Origin of the sequence: Allorhizobium ampelinum S4, from assembly GCF_000016285.1 — a bacterium.
GTDB lineage: Bacteria > Pseudomonadota > Alphaproteobacteria > Rhizobiales > Rhizobiaceae > Allorhizobium > Allorhizobium ampelinum.
The window spans coordinates 2,492,935-2,510,863 of the sequence record NC_011989.1 but is presented as its reverse complement, the minus strand read 5'-3'; the positions used below and the strand labels follow the sequence as shown (position 1 = coordinate 2,510,863).

The following is a 17,929-nucleotide window of genomic DNA, read 5'->3' as shown; positions in this document are numbered from 1 at the left end:
CCCTCAAACGCGCCCAAGGGCTTCAAATCGGCTTCAAATTCGAAGCCTTGCCTCTCTCCCCCGTCGTGATATGAGTTGGTTGGCCGCATCGTCACGGCAAGCAACTCACCCGGTAACCCTACCGGCTGTTTTACTTTATCGGGCCGGGGCAATCTCGCCCCATGACGAAACGCACCCAAAACCTCTTTTCCGGCCTTGTTGCCGCCCATGCTGTGATGCTGGGTGGGGCGGATGCCGCTTTGCCTGCCGAAGGCTCTTCCGGACACTGGATCATGTTGCTCCCGATCGGATCGTTTTCCGGCCGCGACGGTCGTGGTCCCTATTCGACCAATGGTCTTGAAGGCATGCGGGCCGTGATTGCTTCCACCGAGCAGCGCGCCGGCAGCACCGACCTCGTGGTCGATTACGATCATCAGACGCAGTTCTCGGCCGTGCCCGGTGTGGGTGGCCAGGCTCCGGCTGCCGGCTGGATCAAGCAGCTCGACGCCCGTCCCGACGGCCTCTATGGTCTCGTCGAATGGACGGACAAGGCAGCCCAGGCCATCCGGGCTGGCGAGTATCGCTACATTTCCCCCGTCTACCAGCACGATAAGGCCGGCCAGGTGCTGCGGCTGATTTCGGCCGGATTGACCAATGTGCCCAATCTCGAACTTGCGGCCGTGGCCGCCAGTGCTCAGCAAAATTGCGCTCAACCCAACCAGGAAAACGATATGAAGAGAATTGCCGCCGCCTTGGGGCTTTCCGAGGACGCGGATGAGAATGCTATTCTCATCGCGATCAACAGTGTGCTGACCGGCAATGCGGCGATTGCCGCTGCGGCTGGTCTGTCGGCCACCGCCAAACCCGCCGAGATCGTCACTGCGATTAACTCCGCGCGCGCCGATGTTGATCCCACGAAGTTCGTGCCAATCGAGCAGGTCACAGCGCTCCAGACCGGTTTGAAGGCCCTTCAAACCAAAATGGAAGGCGAGGAGGCTGAGACGGCCGTTAACCGGGCGATCACCGAAGGCAGGCTTGCGCCGGCACTGAAGTCCTGGGGCCTTGACCTGCACAAGAAAGATGCCGCAGCCTTCAAGGCTTTTGCTGATGCATCTCCGGTTCTGACGGCAACCCAGCGTGCCGGGGTTACGCCGCCCGGCAATGGCACTGACGCGGATCTGACAACGGAGGATCTGGCGGTCATGAGCCAGATGGGTCTCAGCAAGGAAGCCTTCCTCAAGGCCAAGAAAGGCGGTGACGCATGACGGCTCTGACCGCAGACCGCAACACCGCCCAGCGGAGCGGCGATAACCGCAATTTCCCGGTTAAGGCATCGGCTACCCTCTTTGCCGGTGCCATGGTGGCGATCGATGCGACCGGCATGCTGGTCCCGGCCGGTGCGACGGCGACCCTGAAGGTTGTTGGGCGCAACGAGCGCCAGATCGTTAATGCTGGCGCTGACGGCAGTGTCCGCGCCGACGTCAAGACTGGCATCTTCCGGTTTGCCAATTCGGCATCGACGGACGCCATCACCTTGGCCGACATCGGATCGAGCTGCTATGCGGCCGACGATCAGACGGTCGCCAAAACCTCCAATTCCTCCGCGCGTCCTGTTGCCGGCACGATCTTCGATGTCGATGACCAGGGCGTGTGGGTCAAGTTCTCTTAAAGAGGCCCGTCCATGCTGATCACTCGTCAATCTCTCCAGTCGGCTTTCGTCGGCTTTAATACCGCCTTTCAAGCGGGCCTCGCGATGTCAACGCCGCAATGGTCTCAGGTCGCGACCTTGGTACCATCGACCACCAAGACCCAGGAATACGGCTGGCTCGGTCAGTTTCCAGGCATGCGCGAATGGATCGGCGACCGGGTCGTCAATGGTCTGGCCCGTCATGGTTATGCGCTGACCAATAAGTCCTACGAGACGACGATCGGTGTCGATCGCGATGACTTCGAAGACGACAATCTCGGCATCTACGGGCCGATGTTCAAACAGCTTGGCCAGAATGCCACGATGTTCCCTGACGAACTGGTGTGGGGTCTTGTCAAGAACGGCTTTGCCACCAAATGCTACGATGGCCAGTATTTCTTCGACACGGACCATCCTGTCCTCGATGCTGCTGGCAACGTGACCTCTGTCGCCAACACGGATGGCGGAACGGGTACTGCCTGGTTCCTGGTCGACAATAGCCGTGCCTTAAAGCCGTTGATTTACCAGCAGCGCAAGCCCTTCAGTAATCTGATCCGCAAGGACCAGGAGAGTGACGACAACGTCTTCTTCAAGAAGGAATACGTCTACGGCCTGGATGGCCGCTGCCAGGTTGGTTTCGGCTTCTGGCAACAGGCCTGGGGTTCGAAGCAGACCCTTAACGCTGCGAACTACGAAGTGGCGCGCGTCGGTCTCGGCAGCCTGAAGGCTGACTATGGCAAACCGCTGGCCATCAATCCGCGTCTGCTCATCGTGCCGCCGTCTCTGGAAGGGGCGGCCCGTAAGATCGTCGGCAACCAGCTCACCGACAATGGCGGCACCAACCAGTGGTACGGCACGGCCGAGGTACTGGTCTGCCCCTATCTCGCCTGATCCTAACGATCGCCTCCCAGGGCAAGAGACCGTCAGCTTCGGCTGGCGGTTCCTGATGCAAGAGCCGGGTTTCGGCTTTTTCACCAGGAACCGAAAAGGACCACATCATGGCTTCGAAGAAAGACGATACTGCCAGCACCGAGCAAAGCTGGCTGGATGAGTTTAAGGATATGGCCGAGGAAGAGTTCAAGAAGCTCTATCCGCTGACCCATGCCCTGGTGCGTGCCTGGGACAAGGCCGTTGAACCCGTGCTGCGGGTTATTTCCACCGTCGCAGGTTTCCGCCGTGGAGGCCTTACCCACACGACTGAACCCACTCTTTATGACCTGAAAGATCTCCATCCGGAAAAGATCGAGCAGATCCTGGCCGAGCCTGCCTTGACGGCCGAGCTGGTGGAAAAGCCTGCCGAACCGGAAGCTGATGTCGACACCCAGACCTCGCAAGCCTGAGGGGCATTGCCATGACCTATTGCACAAAGCAGGACCTGATTGAGCGGTTTGGTGAACGGGAGCTGCTCCAACTGACCGACCGCACCACGCCGCCTGCTTTGGCAATCGACGACACCGTGGTCGCCCGCGCCATTGCGGATGCCACGGCATTTGCGGACGGTTATATCGGCAAAGCCTACAAGTTGCCGCTGGTGACCGTCCCCGAGGTGCTGACCAAGGTGACTTGCGATGTCGCCCGCTACTATCTGCATTTCAAGGGCGTCGAGAAGGACAGCCCGATCCAGCGGGCCTACGACCAGGCGCTCTCATATTTCCGCGATGTCTCCAAGGGTGTCGTTCAACTGATCGAAACCGACACGGGCGAAGTGCCGCCAGCGCCGGGCGGCGGTCAGGTCCAGGTGGTCGCGCCGGCCAAGGTGTTTTCGCGCCAGTCGCTGAGAGGCTACTGACATGTCCGGTGCATCGATCGAGATCCGCGATGGTCTGACGCCTACGCTCAACCGGCTTGTGACCATCTCGGAAAACCCGGCCGAGATCATGAGCGATGTCGCGGGCTATCTGCTGACCTCGACCCAGCAGCGGTTCGAACGGGAGATCGGGCCGGACGGGCAGAAATGGCAGCCGCTCAAGGGACGCACGGCCAGCGCCAGAGCAGGTCGCGGACGCAAGTTGCGAGGCAGCGAGCATATCCTGCGCGATACCGGTCGCCTGTATAATTCGTTGACCACCAGTGCCGATGCCACCAGCGCCACCGTGGGCACCAATGTCGAATATGCCGCCATCCATCAGTTCGGCGGTGTGATCAAACAGGGCGAACGCACCCAGAAACTCAGCCTGAAGCGGATACGCGGATCGAAGAAGGTCCGGTTCGTCAAAGCCGGGACCAAGGGCGCGATCGAGCGCGAGGCGACGATCGGTGCACGGGAAATCACCATGCCCGCCCGGCCATACCTCGGCATCAACGATGCCGATCGCGACGAAATCGGCGCCATCATTATGACTGACTTTGGAAGGGCAATTGAATGATCGTTTTTGAAGTCATGGACCGCCTGAAACAGACCGGAACGCCCTTCATCCTGGTCGAAGGTGCCAACGAGCTGGCACAGGTCACAGACCGACCAACGAATACGCCCGTGGCCTATGTGTTCGTCAGCGGTGAAACCTCCGGCGAAAACCAGCGCATCACGGGACCGGTGCTCCAGCGCCTGTCGATGGATATTTCCGTTGTCATCATCACGGAAAATGCGGCCGGGGCCGAAAATGCCGCCCGCGACATCGAAACATTGAAGGCGTGGGTTCGCGGCAAGCTGCTCGGCTTTACCCCAAGCGAGGCCGATCCGCTCGAACACATCACAGGCAAATTGCAGCAGGCCAAGGACGGCATGGTCTGGTTCGAAGACGTGTTCGGCACGGCGTTTTACCAGGAGGAACAGTCATGACCAACCCACACGAGGGCGGCAGCTACCGCCGCAACGCGGATGGCAGCCTGACCCGGATCGAGGCCGATGCGCCTGCCGCTGTCGAAGTGGAAACGCCAGCCACCGAACCAACAACAGAAACACCGGACGCGGTTGACGAGACCAGCGCCAAGAAGGGGAAGGCCTGATCATGACGAAATACGCACGCAACAAGGCCCTGCTGGTCAAGCCTGAAACGGTCTATGGAACCGATGTCGTTCCCACAGGTGCTGCCAATGCTATTCAGGCCTCGAATTTCAATTTCGAGCCGCTGTTGGGTACCGATGTCAGCCGTGACCTTATTCTGCCTTACATGGGTCATCAGGGCGTGATCCTGACCGGCAACTATGCCCGCGTCGGCTTTGATGTCGAAGTCGCCGGTTCCGGTGCGGCTGGGACAGCTCCAGCCTGGGGGCCGCCGTTGCGTGCCTGTGGCATGGCGGAAGTGATCACGGCAGCGACCGACGTCAAATACACGCCGATTTCGGGTGGGTTCGAAGCGGTCTCGATCTACTTTGTCAATGATGGCATCAAGCACGTATTGCTTGGCGCGCGGGGCACCTGGAAGCTGTCCATGCAGCCGAACCAGATTGCTCGTTTCAGCTTCACATTGACCGGCTTGCTTGGCACGATCACCGATGCCGCCAATCCGACCATTGATCTCACCAAATTCATCAAGCCAGTCCCGGTTTCCAAGGCGAATACCACCTTCACGCTGCTTGGCTATGCAGGGGCCTGTGAAGCGTTTTCGTTCGATCTGGCCGGTGACATCCAGCCACGCCTGCTGATCAACCACGAGAGCATCGAATTTACCGATCGGCAGATGACGGGCGAAGCCACGATGTCGGCCACAACGCTGGCAGAGGTGGATTGGTTTGCAAAAGCCCAGGCGCACGAGACCGGCGTCATGGCCGCCCAGCACGGTACGGTCGCCGGCAACATCGTCCAGTTCGATGCCGCCCGTGTCCAGATCGGCCGCACGACCTACGAGGAAAACCAGAAGATCCTCAACAACAAGATGCCGCTGATGTTGCTGCCGACTGCCGGTAACGACGAATTCACCATCACCGTCAAGTAAGCCCTAAGGGCGTTTCAAAGAGGCTTTGAAGCATGTTCAAGATCGTTCCAACCCTGACTGCCTGGTGGCCGGTTTCCGTGTTGGAGCCGGACAATGACAATCCGGGCAAGCTGAAGGAATTCACCTTCGAGGCCGAATTCGTCATCCGGGGCAAGGAACAGATGAAGCCCCATGACGACAAGCGGGCCGAGCTGCTGAAGCAACTGCCGACAGCAGAAGAGTTCGCGGCCAATTATCAGGCGGCTTCGGAAAAGGCGGAAGCAACCAAGGCGCTGATTGAAGCGCATGATCGCAACATGTTTCATCTGATGATCACCAACTGGCGCGGGGTCTTCGATGCTGACGACCAGGCGCTCTCTTTCAGTGCCGACAATCTGAACATGGCGCTCGGCTTTGATCGCATCCGCGTCGGCCTCAACCGTGCCTATGAGGAAGCCGTCTCCAACGACAAGGCCCGCCTGGGAAACTCCAAAGGCTTGCACTGAGCTGGGCGTGTCACCGGACAGGCAAGATCGACCGGACCAAGCCACAGTCGATGACGGCGGATGTCAGGGCTGAATTTGCCGCTTTCGGTGCGGTTGTCGCGGCTGCGGATGATGATGTCGAAGAAGACTTCGATCCGGTCGCGGCCTGCAATTGGGAAAGCCTGATGGCTTTTCTGGCCTGCGATACGCAGTGGCGTGTCGTCGGCGTCGGCCTTGGTGGAATGATCTGGATCGGCCTCGACTATAGCGCCTGCGACGTTGTGTTTCGTAGGGGCAAATATGCCGACCCGGTCTGGGCTGATTTGCGGGTGATGGAGGAAGCAGCACTGCCTGTCCTCAACAGTGGAGACGAATGATGGCCACCCCTTTGAAACTCGCCGCGACCGTCACGCTTGATGCCAGCCAGGTGCCTGCCGGCGCGCAGGCCACCAAGCAGGCGATTGCCGGTATCGGCACTGAGGCCTCGGCCAGCGCCACCAAACTCCAGCAGATGATTGCCGCGCAGACCGGTTTAGGATCTCCTGCCGCCAATCAGAATGTCCGCGAGTGGACCGGTGCCTTGGCAATGCAGGGGCGTTCGCTTGACGAGTTGCGGGCCAAATACAATCCGTTGTTTGCGACCGTTAATCAGTACAAGGCGTCGCTAACCGAGATCCGCACCCTTCATGCTCAGGGCGTGCTGTCCACCGACGAAATGACGGCGGCGATCTCGCGCAATCGGCAAGCGACGCTTGCTTCGATCAATGCGATCAAGGGCCGCAATGCGGCGATGAATGGCGACAGGGAGGGCCAGTTCCGCCGCCAGAACCTCATGTATCAAGTATTCGACACTGGACAATCGGCGGCACTTGGCATGCCGCTCGCCATGGTGGCCATGCAACAGGGGCCGCAGGTTATCCAGATGTATGCCGGCCAGGGCGGAGTGAATGCTGCGCTGAAGGATCTCGGCACTATTGCCGCCAATGCGGGCCGCTTGATCACACCGCTCTCTGTCAGCATCGGTGCTCTTGCCACCGCTGCTGCGGTTGGGGCTGCTGCCTGGAGCGGCTACCTGTCCTCGATCAAGGAGGTCGAAACGGCGGCAAATGGTCTCGGCCGTGCTGTTGCCGGATCTGCTGCCAGCATGGAAGCATCTGCCCAGGCCGGAGCTGCCAGCGCTGGCATCTCGGTCAAGGCTGCCCGCTCGATGGAAGCGGCCTTCTTGCGCACTGGCCGGATCGGCAATGAGAATTACGAAGGCCTGATCTCGATCAGCAAGGATTTTGCCGCGACGATTGGCACGGATGCCGCCTCGGCTGGCCAGGCGCTGGCCGATCTGTTCGCCGATCCGGCAAAGGCAGCCCAGACGCTCTATCAGCAATATGGGTTGATCGATGCGGCCACGGCCAAGCAGGCGACCAATCTGGCGGCGCAGAACCGGCAATCCGAAGCGCAAGCCGTGTTGCTCAAGGCGTTACCCCCGCAACTGGCGTCGGCTGCGGAAGCGACGACCGCGCTAGGTCGGGCTTGGAACGGGGTTAGCACGGCTTCCAGCAATGCCTTCGATTGGATGGGAAAAACAGTTGATAAGGCAGCTGGCATCAAGACCCTGGCAGAACGGATTGCAGGCCTTCGAAACCAGCTTTCTGTCGGTGGACCCACAGGGCGTGGCGCGCGAGGGGCTGATAAAATTCAGGCTGAACTGGATGCCGCGTTAGCGCAACAGGCCAGCGAACAGGCTGCCGAGGCGGAACGCCAGCGTAAGGCTGCCGAAATCCGGAAGAGCCAAGCCGCCTTGGGTGCGGCCGATGCGGTGCCCGCCAATGCTGACGCGGCTCAGCGCCAGAGCCTGACCAATAGCATCGCGGCCATGCAATCCGGCCTGACCATCCAGTCCCTTAGCCCAGAGGACCGCGCCAAGCTTACGGTTGGCATCGAGGCGCAGACGCGGGCGCTTGATGCGCTCAACAATCGCCAGAGCCGCGCGATCGAACTGGACCGCCTCGACATCCAGATCCAGAACGAACGCAATCCACTTGTGCGGGCTGATCTAACGGCTCAGCGAACCCGGTTGCAGCTTGCCGACCAGCAGATGAGCGCCGACCAGGTGTCGGCCGCCGCAGCTCAGGCCCGCAACCGTGTCATTCAGGAAACGATTGCATCGTCCCAGACGCAAGCCGCCGATATGACTTCCGAGGTGGCCGTTCGGGCGCGGCTTGCCGCCCAGGTGGCAGCCGGGACGTTGACCGCGTCTCAGGCCCAAACGCAGATGGAATCGGAAATCCAGTTGCGCCCGCTGATCGCAGCTGCGGCCAAGGCGGAGGGCAAGGAGAAGGAACAGTTGCTGGCCGTGATCGAGCAGCTTCGATCCGGCTATTCCGGTCTTGCCGCTGCCCAGCGAGAGGCAAATGTCGCCTCCTATCTGCGTGACCAGAAGACGGGTAATGACCGGCTTGGTTTTCAGATCGGCATTGCCGGCAAAAGCCAGACCGAACAGACGGGTTTGCTGGCGCAATACGACGCCGAGCTGAAGATCCGCGAGCTTGGCTTGGAGGCCACCAGTGCCCAGGCTAACCAGATCCGGCGTGGTGCGAGTGCCCAGGCGCAGATGAATGCCGAGCTTTCCAGAACCAGTGAAGCCTGGAGCAGCATTCGTAAATCATCCGAAAGCGCCATCGACGGGATCGTTGACGGCCTGTCGTCGGGAGACATTTCCGGGGCGCTTGAAGGGATTTCGAAGGACATTCAAAAGACCGTCCTGGATCTCGCGGTGAAGAACCCGCTCAAGAACGCGCTGACCGGTTCAAACTACGGCACGCTGGCGGATGTTGGGGGCGTCAAGGGTGTTGCCAGCAACCTACTCGGCGATAGCAAATCTGTCGGCTCCATGGCGGTGACGGCCGGCACGGTCATGATCAATGGCGGCGTGGCCGGGACCGGCATTGCGCCGGCCGGGCTTCAAGCCGCCAACACCAACACGGCGGGCACTTCGTCTGCCAATGCCCTTACCGGCCTCGGCCAGTCGATGTCCAGCGCCGGCAACTACAAGGGCAGTGGCGTCGATCCGCGTTTGACTGATATCCTGAATACCGCTGCCCAGCGCACGCCGGGATACAAGGTCGATGCGATTTCCGGCTTTCGGGCTGGCGATCCGCGCTTCCACGGCAAGGGACTGGCAACCGACGTTCAGTTGACCGATCTCGCCAGTGGCAAGCAGCTTGGCAATTACCAGGACGCCGGCAGCTTCGGCACTTACGAGAAGTTTGCCCAGACGGCGCGTTCCGTCCAGATGGAGAAATATCCGGAGCTGGCCAACCAGTTCCGCTGGGGTGGTTATTTCGGCGGCGGCAAGGGCAAATACGGCGCGCTCGATACCATGCATTTCGACCTCGGCGGTGACAAGGCCGGCATGGGCGGTGGTTCCTGGGATAAGGGCCTGACCTCGGCGCAGTCATCCCTATGGCCGGGCATTCAATCGTCCAGCACCAAGGCTGCCGATGCCCTCAATCGGTTTTCGACGGGCACGGCTGCCGCCAACCAGAACCTTGGCACATTTGGCAATGGCCTTGGCCAGCTCGGCAACGGTCTCACCAATTTGATCTCAGGCGGTGGAAATGCCGGTGCTGCTGGCGGTGGTAGCCAGAACATTTTTGGTGGTCTCGCATCGTCCTTTTCCAAGGGAACGACCAATCTGATGTCGTCGCTGTTCGGTGGCTCTGTCGATCCGACCTCCATTTTCTGGCGTCCAAACACGACGTTCAGTTCCTTTCTGGGATTTGATAGTGGCGGCTACACCGGAGCAGGCGGCCGCAAGGAACCTGCTGGCGTCGTGCATAAGGGCGAAGTCGTCTGGAGCCAGGACGACGTGGCGCGGGCGGGCGGTGCGGCCACGGTCGATGCCATGCGGCTCGGCTATCGCGGCTATGACAAGGGTGGCGTGGTTGGTGGATCGGGTGGCGCTGCTCAGTCGTCGAACGACAATGGTGGCGGCAACATTACCGTTCACAATTATTCGAAAGCCAATGTTCAGGCCGAACAGACCACGGATGCGAGTGGCCGCCGCCAGACCAAGTTCGTGATTGCGGACATGACAGGGGATGCGATCGGCACCAAAGGTGGCAAAGCCTCCAAGACCATTGAGCAGCAATACGGCCTCAAGAAGAAAGGGATCGCCCGATGACGGTTCCAATCTGGCCCGATGTCCTGCCGCGTCCGGAGCGCGAGACCTGGCAGCGGACAACGACCGATCCTCGCCTCAAGCGGCAAAACGACGGCGCGGTGCCAAGCTATCGCCGTCGCTTTTCCGCCGTCGCCAGATCGGTCACTCTATCCATTCTCGTCAGCCGCGCCGACAAGGCCGTGTTTGATCAGTTTTATGAGGAACTAACCGGTTATGGCGCGACGCCCTTCTACATGCCGGACCCGACCACTGACAGTTGGCCGCTGCTCGATGATAGCGGCAATCCGCTCCTGACCGATACCGGCCAGCCAATCCTGCTGGCGGAGCAATGGTTGGTGGTATTTGGCGACCAGCCACCCAGTGACGCGGTTGTCGGTGTCCAGTTTCGAATTTCCTTCAGCGTGACGGTGATGCCATGAGACGTGTTTCCCTCAATGCCCGGCTGGCGATGGAAATGGGCATGACGGACGAGGTCTATGTCGCGCTGTTCTACATCACCCACCCGGATCTCGATGAACCTGTCCGGCTTTCGACCGACAATACCGAACGGCTGTCGGACGAGCCGTTGATGTATGGCACGCGCTCGACCTGGATGGACAGCACGGAGCCATTTTACTTCGTGCTGGCCTCGACCATCCTTCCGTCGGATCTCGATGACGCTCCGACCTCCGGCAATCTTGTGCTGGAGAATGTCGATAATGATATTGCCAAGGTGCTGCGTTCCTTCACGACGCTTGCCACCATTCACATGGCCGTGGTGCTGGCATCGTCGCCGGACTATGTGGAAATCGAGTATCGCAACATGCAGATCGTCAGCGCCGACCTGACCGCAGGCGAGGTGACATTGAGTTTCAGCCGACAGGACATCGAAGAAGAGAAGTCACCGGGCGGCCGAATGACCCGCAGCCAGTTTCCTGGCCTGTTCTCCTGATGCTGGCCCTGATACTGGCAAGCCCGCCCGAAATAGTGTAGGGCTTTTTCGTCCCTCCAAATCCAACCAGAAGTAACCCGGTCACCCTACCGGCTGTTTTGCCATGCCCGTCTCGCGCGATGATGCCTCCAATCCAGCCGGGTCACTTCCCGGCCTTTTTCATGGTTGGCAATGGCGCACTGGTCCCAAGATTACGTCGGTATCCCGCATGCTCCGCACGGCATTGATCGTGAGAGTGGGGTCAATTGCTGGACGCTTGTCTGCCTGACCTATCGAGAGCAGTTCGACATCGATCTCCCCACATACACGGGTGACTTCGTCTCGATCGACGAAGCAGCCGAGATCGAGACGCTGTTTGCCGACGAGGCTGCAATCCGTTGGAGCGTAGTTGATACGCCAGCCGAATTCGATCTCGCCATCTTTCGGCGCGGACGGTTCGAAACCCATGTTGGCGTGATCGTCCGTCCTGGCGTGATGTTGCATGTCGTTGGTGAGGATCAGGCCAAGCTTGAACGTTACGACAATGGGGTCTGGAAACCGCGTTTGAAGCGGTTTTTAAGGCACCTCGAACGGCTTCAGGTGGCGGCATGACCATTCCTGTTTTGGCCGTACCGTTTCTCGATCCTTCAGTCGGACGCATTTCCAAAGAACTGCCCGAAGGCCTGACCATTGCCGAGATCATCGGCGTGACCATGCCGGGTCTGTCCGATCATGATTTGGCGCTGCTGCGGGTGGTGCTGGTCAGCGATCGCGGCTCTGCGGTGATCGATCCGCGCTACTGGCACCGCGTCAGGCCCTATGCCGGTGTGCGTGTCGTCATCCGCCTTGTGCCGGGCAAGAGCGCCCTTCGGTCTGTCCTGACCGTTGTCGTGGCCATTGCAGCTGCTGCGATCGGCCAGTATTGGGCGACCGCCATGGCGCTTGGCAGTGCAACGGCCACCACGGTCGTTGCGGCCGGCATCACGCTTGGCCTGACCGTGCTTGGCAATCTGCTGATCAACGCGCTCATTCCGCCCGCCAGCAACAAGAAGGACAAGACCACCTATTACATCAACGGCTGGCGCAACAATCTCGATCCGGACGGCGTCATTCCAGAAGTCTACGGCAAGATCCGGTTTGCACCACCGTTCGCCGCCACCAGCTACACGGAAATCGTCGGCAATATCCAATATCTGCGCTCGATCTTTCTGGTCGGCTATGGCGGCGACTATGGCGTGGCGCTCTCTGAGTTCTGGATCGGCGACACCAGTATCGACGAATATGATGAGCTGACGATCGAGACCCACGAAGGTCTCGCCAGTGATGGTACCTTCACGCTCTATTATCGGCAGGTCTATGAACTGTCCCTCGGCGTCGAGCTGACACGCGAAAGGCCCCGCAACGATCAGGGCAAGGTGATCAGCGGCGCGGCGAAGGAAGATCCGGTCGTGCGCACCACGGGTGCCGATGCCTCGGCAGGTTCGGTGATCATCGGCTTTCCGGCTGGCCTTGGCCGTGTCGATGACGAAGGCAACAAGAAGAACCTGTCGGTGCAGATCCGCATCCGGCAGAAGCCCGCCAATGCCGCCGACGATCAATATGTCGTGGTCACCACGATGACGATCACCAGCCAGAAGCTCGAAGCCTTCTATCGGCAATACACATGGTCTTTCGCGACACGCGGCCGATACGACATCGAAGTCACGCGGATGACGGACGAGCATACCAAGTCGAACTACCAGAGCCGCACCACCTGGGTGGCCTTGCAGACGATCCGGCCGGAATATCCGATCGACTTTCCCTATCCGCTGGCGATGATTTCCATGCGGGTCAAGGCGACTTATCAGCTCAATGGCCAGCTCGATAATTTCAACATCATCGCATCGCGCCGCTGCCTGGATTGGGATGCCGCGACCGGCACATGGATCGGTCGAGAGACCAACAACCCGGCCTCACTCTATCGCTACTGCCTGCAATCGAAATCCAATCCCAAACCGGTTGCTGACAGCGAGATCGATCTCGATGCGCTGGCCGACTGGCACGTCTTCTGCGTATCCAAAGGCCTCGAATACAATGCGGTCCATGATGATGACCGCACGCTGCGGGAGCGCCTGGACGATATCGCCGGGGCTGGCCGGGCGCGGTCGCGCTATGACGGTGTGCGCTGGAGTGTGATCGTCGATCGGCCGCAGGATCTGGTCATCGACCATATCAACCCGCGCAACTCCTCGAATTTCAAGGCAAGCCGCACCTACTTCGATCCGCCGCATGGGTTCCGGGTCAAGTTCTTCGACCAGACCTATGACTACAAGCAGAACGAACGGTTGGTGCCATGGCCGGGCCATTCCGGACCAATCACCCTGACGGAAGCCCTGGAACTGCCCGGCAAGACCAATCCGGACGAGATCTGGGTCGAAGCGCGCCGGCGCATGTACGAGGCGCTCTACCGGATCGATATCTATGAGGCCGTCCAGGACGGGCCGATCAGCGTCGCCACACGCGGCGATCTGGTCATGGCCTCCTATGACGTTCTGGAGCGCACACAGGTCGCAGCCCGCGTCCTCGATGTCATTGGCCGCACCATCGAGCTGGACAGCGAAGTCGAGATGACCTCCGGCCTGACCTATGGTCTGCGGTTTCGGCACTTTGCGGACGAGGACGACACGATCGGCGTCAGCGTGTTGGTGACGTTGCTCACCGTTGTCGGCACTGGCAAGACCGTCGTGATGGCCGATCAGAACCCCGACATCGTGCCGGAGACCGGAACGCTGGTGCATGTCGGCTTGCTGACCTCCGAAAGCCTGCCGATGATCGTCACGCGGGTCGAGGCCGGGGAAGACATGTCGTCGCATCTGCGCCTGGTCAACGCAGCAACGATCATTGACGAGCTGACCGACGAAGAGGTGGCACCGGCATGGTCCGGCCGCGCGGGGGCGGATGTCGAAACATCCAGCAGCGCCCCTCCAACGCCGACCATCACGTCGATCGACACCGGTGTTGTCGGAACGGAGATCTCTGGCGGATTGAGCGTGTCCGCCTCACCGGGTGTTGGGAATGTGGTGACGGTGGCCTATCGGCTCCAGCATCGCAAATCCGGTACGACCGTATGGACGCCAATTGATTTTGGCGTGGGCGATGGTGCGGTGCTGATCACATCCTATGTGACCGGCGATGTTGTCCAGGTGCGGGTGGCGGCACTTGGCGATACCGGCTTGATCAGTGCCTTTTCATTGCCCGTCACGGTGACGATCGGCGCGGATGATGGTGCCACGCCGGCACAATTGCCGTCCGGCAATATCAATGTCGTGGCGATCCTGGGCGGGGCAACCATCGCCTTCCAGACCACGGATGATGCGGCAACATCTGCCATTCAGATCTATTGCTCGACCGTCAACGACCTCGAAACCACAACGGATGCGATCGGTTCGCCAATCGCAGTCGAGGCATCGCGATCCTATACCGTTGCGGTGGGTGACGCGACCCGCTCGAACATGCTGGTGAATGGTGGCTTTGACAGCTCCAGCAATTGGACACTTGGCGACGGCTGGATGGTTTCATCCGGCGCGGCGGTTCACAGCTCCGGGACGGCGAGCAATATCAGCCAGGCCGTGACGTTGACGGCAGGTGCCACCTATCGCCTCAGCTATGATTTGACCCGCTCGGCCGGCTCGATCCAGCCAAAGCTGACGGGCGGAACGACGGTGTTTGCCGGCAACAGATCCGCTTCCGCGACGATCCGCGAGACCGTGCAGGCATTGAGCGGCAATACCGCGCTCGCGCTTGCCGCCACCGACGCCTTTTCCGGACAGGTCGATAACCTCGTCCTCTATCTCGAAACATCCACCTGTCTGCCGCAAGGCACCAATTATCTGTGGCTGGAGCCACGGAACGCGAACGGCGTGAGTGGACCGATCACCGGTCCCTTCACCATCTCGGTTCGATAGGAGCGTCCATGACCGATCTCGGCGTCAGATCCCCCAATGTCGCGGCTACCGGCTTGCTGGATACCATCATTGGCAACCGAAAAGGCTCGTCACGTCTCCAGTCGATGACCGATCTCGCCAAGCAACTTGCCGGGACCAGCCCAATTAATCTGCTTGGTAATCAGGCTCCGTTGTTCAAGACCTATGCGGATCTTGCCGCATCTGCCCTGGCGAGCAAAATCAGTGCCTGGGTTTATGAAGACGCAACCGCTGCGAACAATGGCATCTGGCGGTGGACCGGTACGACCTGGGAATGGGCGCTGCCATTGCCCTACTCGTTTTTGACAGCCGAGGATGCCGGCGCTGGCACAGCAAATGCTGTCAAGGCGACAACGACGATACCGGTGTCTGAGGAGATGTTCATTCTGGTCGAATTGTTTCGGGCAACGACAGGTGAGCCGGCGACGATCAGCTTTAATGATGGAGAGGCACTGACGATCAAAACCAATCGTGGGACAGATGCCAGCGCGCTGGCGTCTGGCATGGTCATGGCTGGCAAGATCTTCGGCTCTACGTTCCGATTGATTACGGATGAAGACGTTGCAGTGTTGGTCACGCAAGCAGAAACCGCGCGTGATGAGGCGGTTCAGGCGAAAGAGACGGCTGAGAGCCTTACCATCTACACAGCCGGCGCCACTGGACAGATCGCGAGACCGATTGTCGATAAATTACGTGATATCCTGTCTTCCAGCGACTTTGCGACGTCTGCTCAAGCGAAGGCGGCGGCCGGCAATACAAAACCGATTATTGCCAGTGACGGTGGTCTGTATGCTCCGGCCATCGGCGGCGGTGCATTCATCCGAGCTGACGCGCGAGAAATTCGTCTATGCGCAGATCTCGACATTAAAAACGACGGTACGCAGGATGCCGTCCAGGCGCTCGATGACGCGATTACCTATTCTCAGGCTCGTAACATCCCCGTTAAACCCGACGGCTCATTTTTGATGTCGTCGCGCTATGCCAGATCCGGCAACAAAAGCGTAAGGATCTTAGGGGGTGGAGCGCCGATCTCTGAATTTATATGGCCCGATACCGTCGTAAGTCCTGGCCTTGATTTGACGTTCACAGACCAGATTGTGACCGCTTATCTGCAAGGTATCCGAATGAGGACATCAGGTAAGGGCACCGGTAAAGGCGTCAAGATCAGCCAGCCTGTACTGGCATCGTCGCTCTGGCGCGGACCGGTGATCCGAGATCTGGAATTTGTTGGGGTCGACGTCTTCAGCGACTGCTGGGACGTGTTGCTCGACCTTGAAAATTGCTGGAACTCGTCCGTCAGTGGTCTCTACGGTTTCGGTCGCACATTGACCGCTGGTGAAACCGTTATCGGAACAGCAGGCATCCTCACGAAGAACTGCACGGATAGCAAGTTTTACGACGTTGGCCTGCACGGCTTCCAGACTGGCGCGAATTTCGGGCAAGATGCAGGGGATGATGAAGGAATCATCTTCACGCATTTTACGATCCTGTCGTCAAACACGGGCATCAAATACAGGACACCGGCCGCCGAGGCGGGGTGCCAGATCGCACATGGTCATATCAATGCTTACCAGGTCGGCGTCGATCTCTATGCAAAGCATGTCGGGTTTATAAAAAACCTCGACATCTATAAGATCAGCGGTTCGGCGGCCGATTTCCGTGGCATCAGGCTCGAAAACTGCAATGGCATGCAGATCGATGACATCACATTCGGCAACACCGGTGCATCTGGCTTGTTCTGGGGTGTCGAACTGGCATCGGGAAGCGATCACAACAAAATTAAAGGCCTGCGACGTCACACCGGCGCAAGCACCATCGACAACATGGTGGTCTTTTCCGGTACCAGTAACGATAACAATACGATTGATGACATTCGAAATGCCGGCAATCCTGCGGTTGCGTTTGCCACGGACAAGTCAAATCATCTGTCTAACGATTTTCGAAATATCCGGCCGGCCGGCGAAGAAGCCTTTGCTGCTAACGCTGCAACGCCGTCGGTCAACAGCGCGATCTGGGGGTATTTCACCACGGCCAATACAGCGGCGACGACGATCACGACGTTCACCAACTGGTTTGCTGGCCAAACCTGGACCGTCCTTGCCAAGGATGCAAACACCACCGTTGCACATGGTTCAACTCTGCTCCTGAAGGGGGCGGCAAGCGTGACGATGCCCAACGGTGGGATGATGACGTTCAGGGCGTTCGCCGAAGGGTCCGTGGTGCGCGAGATCTGGAGATCGTTCTGATGATTGCCGTTTATGGGGCGTTAGGTAAGATCGGCAGACTGGTTGTCGCGGATTTGCAGGGAATGGGACAGTCGGTAGTGCCGATTAATACCGACAACGAGCTGGCGGCTCCTGCGTCGCTGCATGATATTGCGATCTGGTGTGCGACCTCGCCGCCACCGCATAATCGGATGGAGCCATTCTGGGAGGATTTCCAGTCCTTCATGCGGCTTCTGCACCGACCATATCGCCGTGTGATTTTTACCAGTTCTTTTGGCATCGAGACAGGCAACGGCGTGGAAGCGATCAACGCTTACGCCGCCGGGAAAATAGCAGCTGAAGCATTTTTGAAGGCTTGGACTGAAGAGGACGCCTCTCGGTCGGGAGTCGCCATCAGAATGGGAGGGTACGGCCCCTTAACTGATGTTTCTATGCCATGGGCGATGAGCGAAGATCAGATTCTCGCAGCCTATCGAGCAGCTCTACTGAAACCTAATGGGTACCATCTGATCCGTCCGCTTCATCAAGATTGGATGGGCGAATAACCGGCCCACGTCGGGAGACGCTTCATCCAACGTAGGGCAGAAGCTTGGCGTTCGACCTGCACTACAGTGAAAATCGAGGCTTTGTTTATGACGCGCGATCGA

General features: G+C 59.4%; 18 protein-coding genes. All 18 read left to right on the top strand.

Features of this window, described 5'->3' with window-relative positions; all coding sequences use genetic code 11:
• Nucleotides 1-161 precede the first annotated feature (161 nt).
• The 18 genes from AVI_RS11845 (at nucleotide 162) to AVI_RS11765 (ending at nucleotide 17,827) form a co-directional block, all read left to right on the top strand.
• Nucleotides 162-1,244, top strand: coding sequence for a phage protease (locus AVI_RS11845; RefSeq protein ID WP_049777203.1), 1,083 nt, complete (start codon nucleotides 162-164; stop codon nucleotides 1,242-1,244).
• Nucleotides 1,241-1,648: a hypothetical protein gene (locus AVI_RS11840; RefSeq protein WP_015916586.1), complete on the top strand. Its 408-nt coding sequence runs from the start codon at nucleotides 1,241-1,243 to the stop codon at nucleotides 1,646-1,648. The genes AVI_RS11845 and AVI_RS11840 overlap by 4 nt, the downstream gene beginning before the upstream one ends.
• A gap of 12 nt (nucleotides 1,649-1,660) precedes the next feature.
• Nucleotides 1,661-2,557: a Mu-like prophage major head subunit gpT family protein gene (locus tag AVI_RS11835; protein ID WP_015916585.1), complete on the top strand. Its 897-nt coding sequence runs from the start codon at nucleotides 1,661-1,663 to the stop codon at nucleotides 2,555-2,557.
• Between the two features lie 107 nt (nucleotides 2,558-2,664).
• Nucleotides 2,665-3,006 carry a hypothetical protein gene (locus AVI_RS11830; protein ID WP_015916584.1) on the top strand — a complete coding sequence of 114 codons (342 nt, stop codon included), beginning with the start codon at nucleotides 2,665-2,667 and terminating at the stop codon, nucleotides 3,004-3,006.
• A gap of 11 nt (nucleotides 3,007-3,017) precedes the next feature.
• Nucleotides 3,018-3,455, top strand: coding sequence for a gp436 family protein (locus AVI_RS11825; RefSeq protein ID WP_015916583.1), 438 nt, complete (start codon nucleotides 3,018-3,020; stop codon nucleotides 3,453-3,455).
• 1 nt (nucleotide 3,456) lies between these two features.
• Nucleotides 3,457-4,032: a phage virion morphogenesis protein gene (locus AVI_RS29110; protein WP_015916582.1), complete on the top strand. Its 576-nt coding sequence runs from the start codon at nucleotides 3,457-3,459 to the stop codon at nucleotides 4,030-4,032.
• Nucleotides 4,029-4,445: a phage tail terminator protein gene (locus AVI_RS11815; protein WP_015916581.1), complete on the top strand. Its 417-nt coding sequence runs from the start codon at nucleotides 4,029-4,031 to the stop codon at nucleotides 4,443-4,445. Before AVI_RS29110 ends, AVI_RS11815 begins: the two co-directional genes overlap by 4 nt.
• Nucleotides 4,442-4,612 carry a hypothetical protein gene (locus AVI_RS31095; RefSeq protein WP_156753170.1) on the top strand — a complete coding sequence of 57 codons (171 nt, stop codon included), beginning with the start codon at nucleotides 4,442-4,444 and terminating at the stop codon, nucleotides 4,610-4,612. The genes AVI_RS11815 and AVI_RS31095 overlap by 4 nt, the downstream gene beginning before the upstream one ends.
• A 2-nt stretch (nucleotides 4,613-4,614) precedes the next feature.
• Entirely contained in the window at nucleotides 4,615-5,541 is a 927-nt protein-coding gene (locus AVI_RS11810) for a phage tail tube protein (RefSeq protein ID WP_015916580.1), read from the top strand.
• A 32-nt stretch (nucleotides 5,542-5,573) separates the two neighbouring features.
• Entirely contained in the window at nucleotides 5,574-6,026 is a 453-nt protein-coding gene (locus tag AVI_RS11805; protein WP_041696835.1) for a hypothetical protein, read from the top strand.
• A gap of 50 nt (nucleotides 6,027-6,076) precedes the next feature.
• Nucleotides 6,077-6,382 carry a DUF1799 domain-containing protein gene (locus AVI_RS11800; protein WP_041696833.1) on the top strand — a complete coding sequence of 102 codons (306 nt, stop codon included), beginning with the start codon at nucleotides 6,077-6,079 and terminating at the stop codon, nucleotides 6,380-6,382.
• Nucleotides 6,379-10,185 carry a phage tail length tape measure family protein gene (locus tag AVI_RS11795; RefSeq protein ID WP_015916577.1) on the top strand — a complete coding sequence of 1,269 codons (3,807 nt, stop codon included), beginning with the start codon at nucleotides 6,379-6,381 and terminating at the stop codon, nucleotides 10,183-10,185. Before AVI_RS11800 ends, AVI_RS11795 begins: the two co-directional genes overlap by 4 nt.
• Nucleotides 10,182-10,604, top strand: coding sequence for a hypothetical protein (locus AVI_RS11790; RefSeq protein WP_015916576.1), 423 nt, complete (start codon nucleotides 10,182-10,184; stop codon nucleotides 10,602-10,604). Before AVI_RS11795 ends, AVI_RS11790 begins: the two co-directional genes overlap by 4 nt.
• A complete protein-coding gene (locus AVI_RS11785) occupies nucleotides 10,601-11,116 on the top strand; it encodes a hypothetical protein (protein ID WP_041696831.1) in 516 nt (171 codons plus the stop codon). The genes AVI_RS11790 and AVI_RS11785 overlap by 4 nt, the downstream gene beginning before the upstream one ends.
• A 171-nt stretch (nucleotides 11,117-11,287) precedes the next feature.
• A complete protein-coding gene (locus AVI_RS11780; protein ID WP_015916575.1) occupies nucleotides 11,288-11,707 on the top strand; it encodes an NlpC/P60 family protein in 420 nt (139 codons plus the stop codon).
• On the top strand, nucleotides 11,704-15,039 hold the full coding sequence (gene gpJ / locus AVI_RS11775; protein WP_015916574.1) for a TipJ family phage tail tip protein: 3,336 nt from the start codon (nucleotides 11,704-11,706) through the stop codon (nucleotides 15,037-15,039). The genes AVI_RS11780 and gpJ overlap by 4 nt, the downstream gene beginning before the upstream one ends.
• Before the next feature lie 8 nt (nucleotides 15,040-15,047).
• Complete coding sequence (locus AVI_RS11770; protein WP_015916573.1) at nucleotides 15,048-17,303, top strand: hypothetical protein; 2,256 nt, start codon at nucleotides 15,048-15,050, stop codon at nucleotides 17,301-17,303.
• Nucleotides 17,303-17,827 carry an SDR family oxidoreductase gene (locus AVI_RS11765; protein WP_041696828.1) on the top strand — a complete coding sequence of 175 codons (525 nt, stop codon included), beginning with the start codon at nucleotides 17,303-17,305 and terminating at the stop codon, nucleotides 17,825-17,827. The genes AVI_RS11770 and AVI_RS11765 overlap by 1 nt, the downstream gene beginning before the upstream one ends.
• Nucleotides 17,828-17,929 lie beyond the last annotated feature (102 nt).

Bases quoted from the DNA above. Each gene is read 5' to 3' on its own strand.
- gpJ (WP_015916574.1), top strand. From the start codon at position 11,704: ATGACCATTCCTGTTTTGGCCGTACCGTTTCTCGATCCTTCAGTCGGA.
- AVI_RS11770 (WP_015916573.1), top strand. From the start codon at position 15,048: ATGACCGATCTCGGCGTCAGATCCCCCAATGTCGCGGCTACCGGCTTG.
- AVI_RS29110 (WP_015916582.1), top strand. From the start codon at position 3,457: ATGTCCGGTGCATCGATCGAGATCCGCGATGGTCTGACGCCTACGCTC.
- AVI_RS11830 (WP_015916584.1), top strand. From the start codon at position 2,665: ATGGCTTCGAAGAAAGACGATACTGCCAGCACCGAGCAAAGCTGGCTG.
- AVI_RS11790 (WP_015916576.1), top strand. From the start codon at position 10,182: ATGACGGTTCCAATCTGGCCCGATGTCCTGCCGCGTCCGGAGCGCGAG.
- AVI_RS31095 (WP_156753170.1), top strand. From the start codon at position 4,442: ATGACCAACCCACACGAGGGCGGCAGCTACCGCCGCAACGCGGATGGC.
- AVI_RS11795 (WP_015916577.1), top strand. From the start codon at position 6,379: ATGATGGCCACCCCTTTGAAACTCGCCGCGACCGTCACGCTTGATGCC.
- AVI_RS11810 (WP_015916580.1), top strand. From the start codon at position 4,615: ATGACGAAATACGCACGCAACAAGGCCCTGCTGGTCAAGCCTGAAACG.
- AVI_RS11815 (WP_015916581.1), top strand. From the start codon at position 4,029: ATGATCGTTTTTGAAGTCATGGACCGCCTGAAACAGACCGGAACGCCC.
- AVI_RS11840 (WP_015916586.1), top strand. From the start codon at position 1,241: ATGACGGCTCTGACCGCAGACCGCAACACCGCCCAGCGGAGCGGCGAT.
- AVI_RS11765 (WP_041696828.1), top strand. From the start codon at position 17,303: ATGATTGCCGTTTATGGGGCGTTAGGTAAGATCGGCAGACTGGTTGTC.
- AVI_RS11845 (WP_049777203.1), top strand. From the start codon at position 162: ATGACGAAACGCACCCAAAACCTCTTTTCCGGCCTTGTTGCCGCCCAT.
- AVI_RS11800 (WP_041696833.1), top strand. From the start codon at position 6,077: ATGACGGCGGATGTCAGGGCTGAATTTGCCGCTTTCGGTGCGGTTGTC.
- AVI_RS11835 (WP_015916585.1), top strand. From the start codon at position 1,661: ATGCTGATCACTCGTCAATCTCTCCAGTCGGCTTTCGTCGGCTTTAAT.
- AVI_RS11785 (WP_041696831.1), top strand. From the start codon at position 10,601: ATGAGACGTGTTTCCCTCAATGCCCGGCTGGCGATGGAAATGGGCATG.
- AVI_RS11805 (WP_041696835.1), top strand. From the start codon at position 5,574: ATGTTCAAGATCGTTCCAACCCTGACTGCCTGGTGGCCGGTTTCCGTG.
- AVI_RS11825 (WP_015916583.1), top strand. From the start codon at position 3,018: ATGACCTATTGCACAAAGCAGGACCTGATTGAGCGGTTTGGTGAACGG.
- AVI_RS11780 (WP_015916575.1), top strand. From the start codon at position 11,288: ATGGCGCACTGGTCCCAAGATTACGTCGGTATCCCGCATGCTCCGCAC.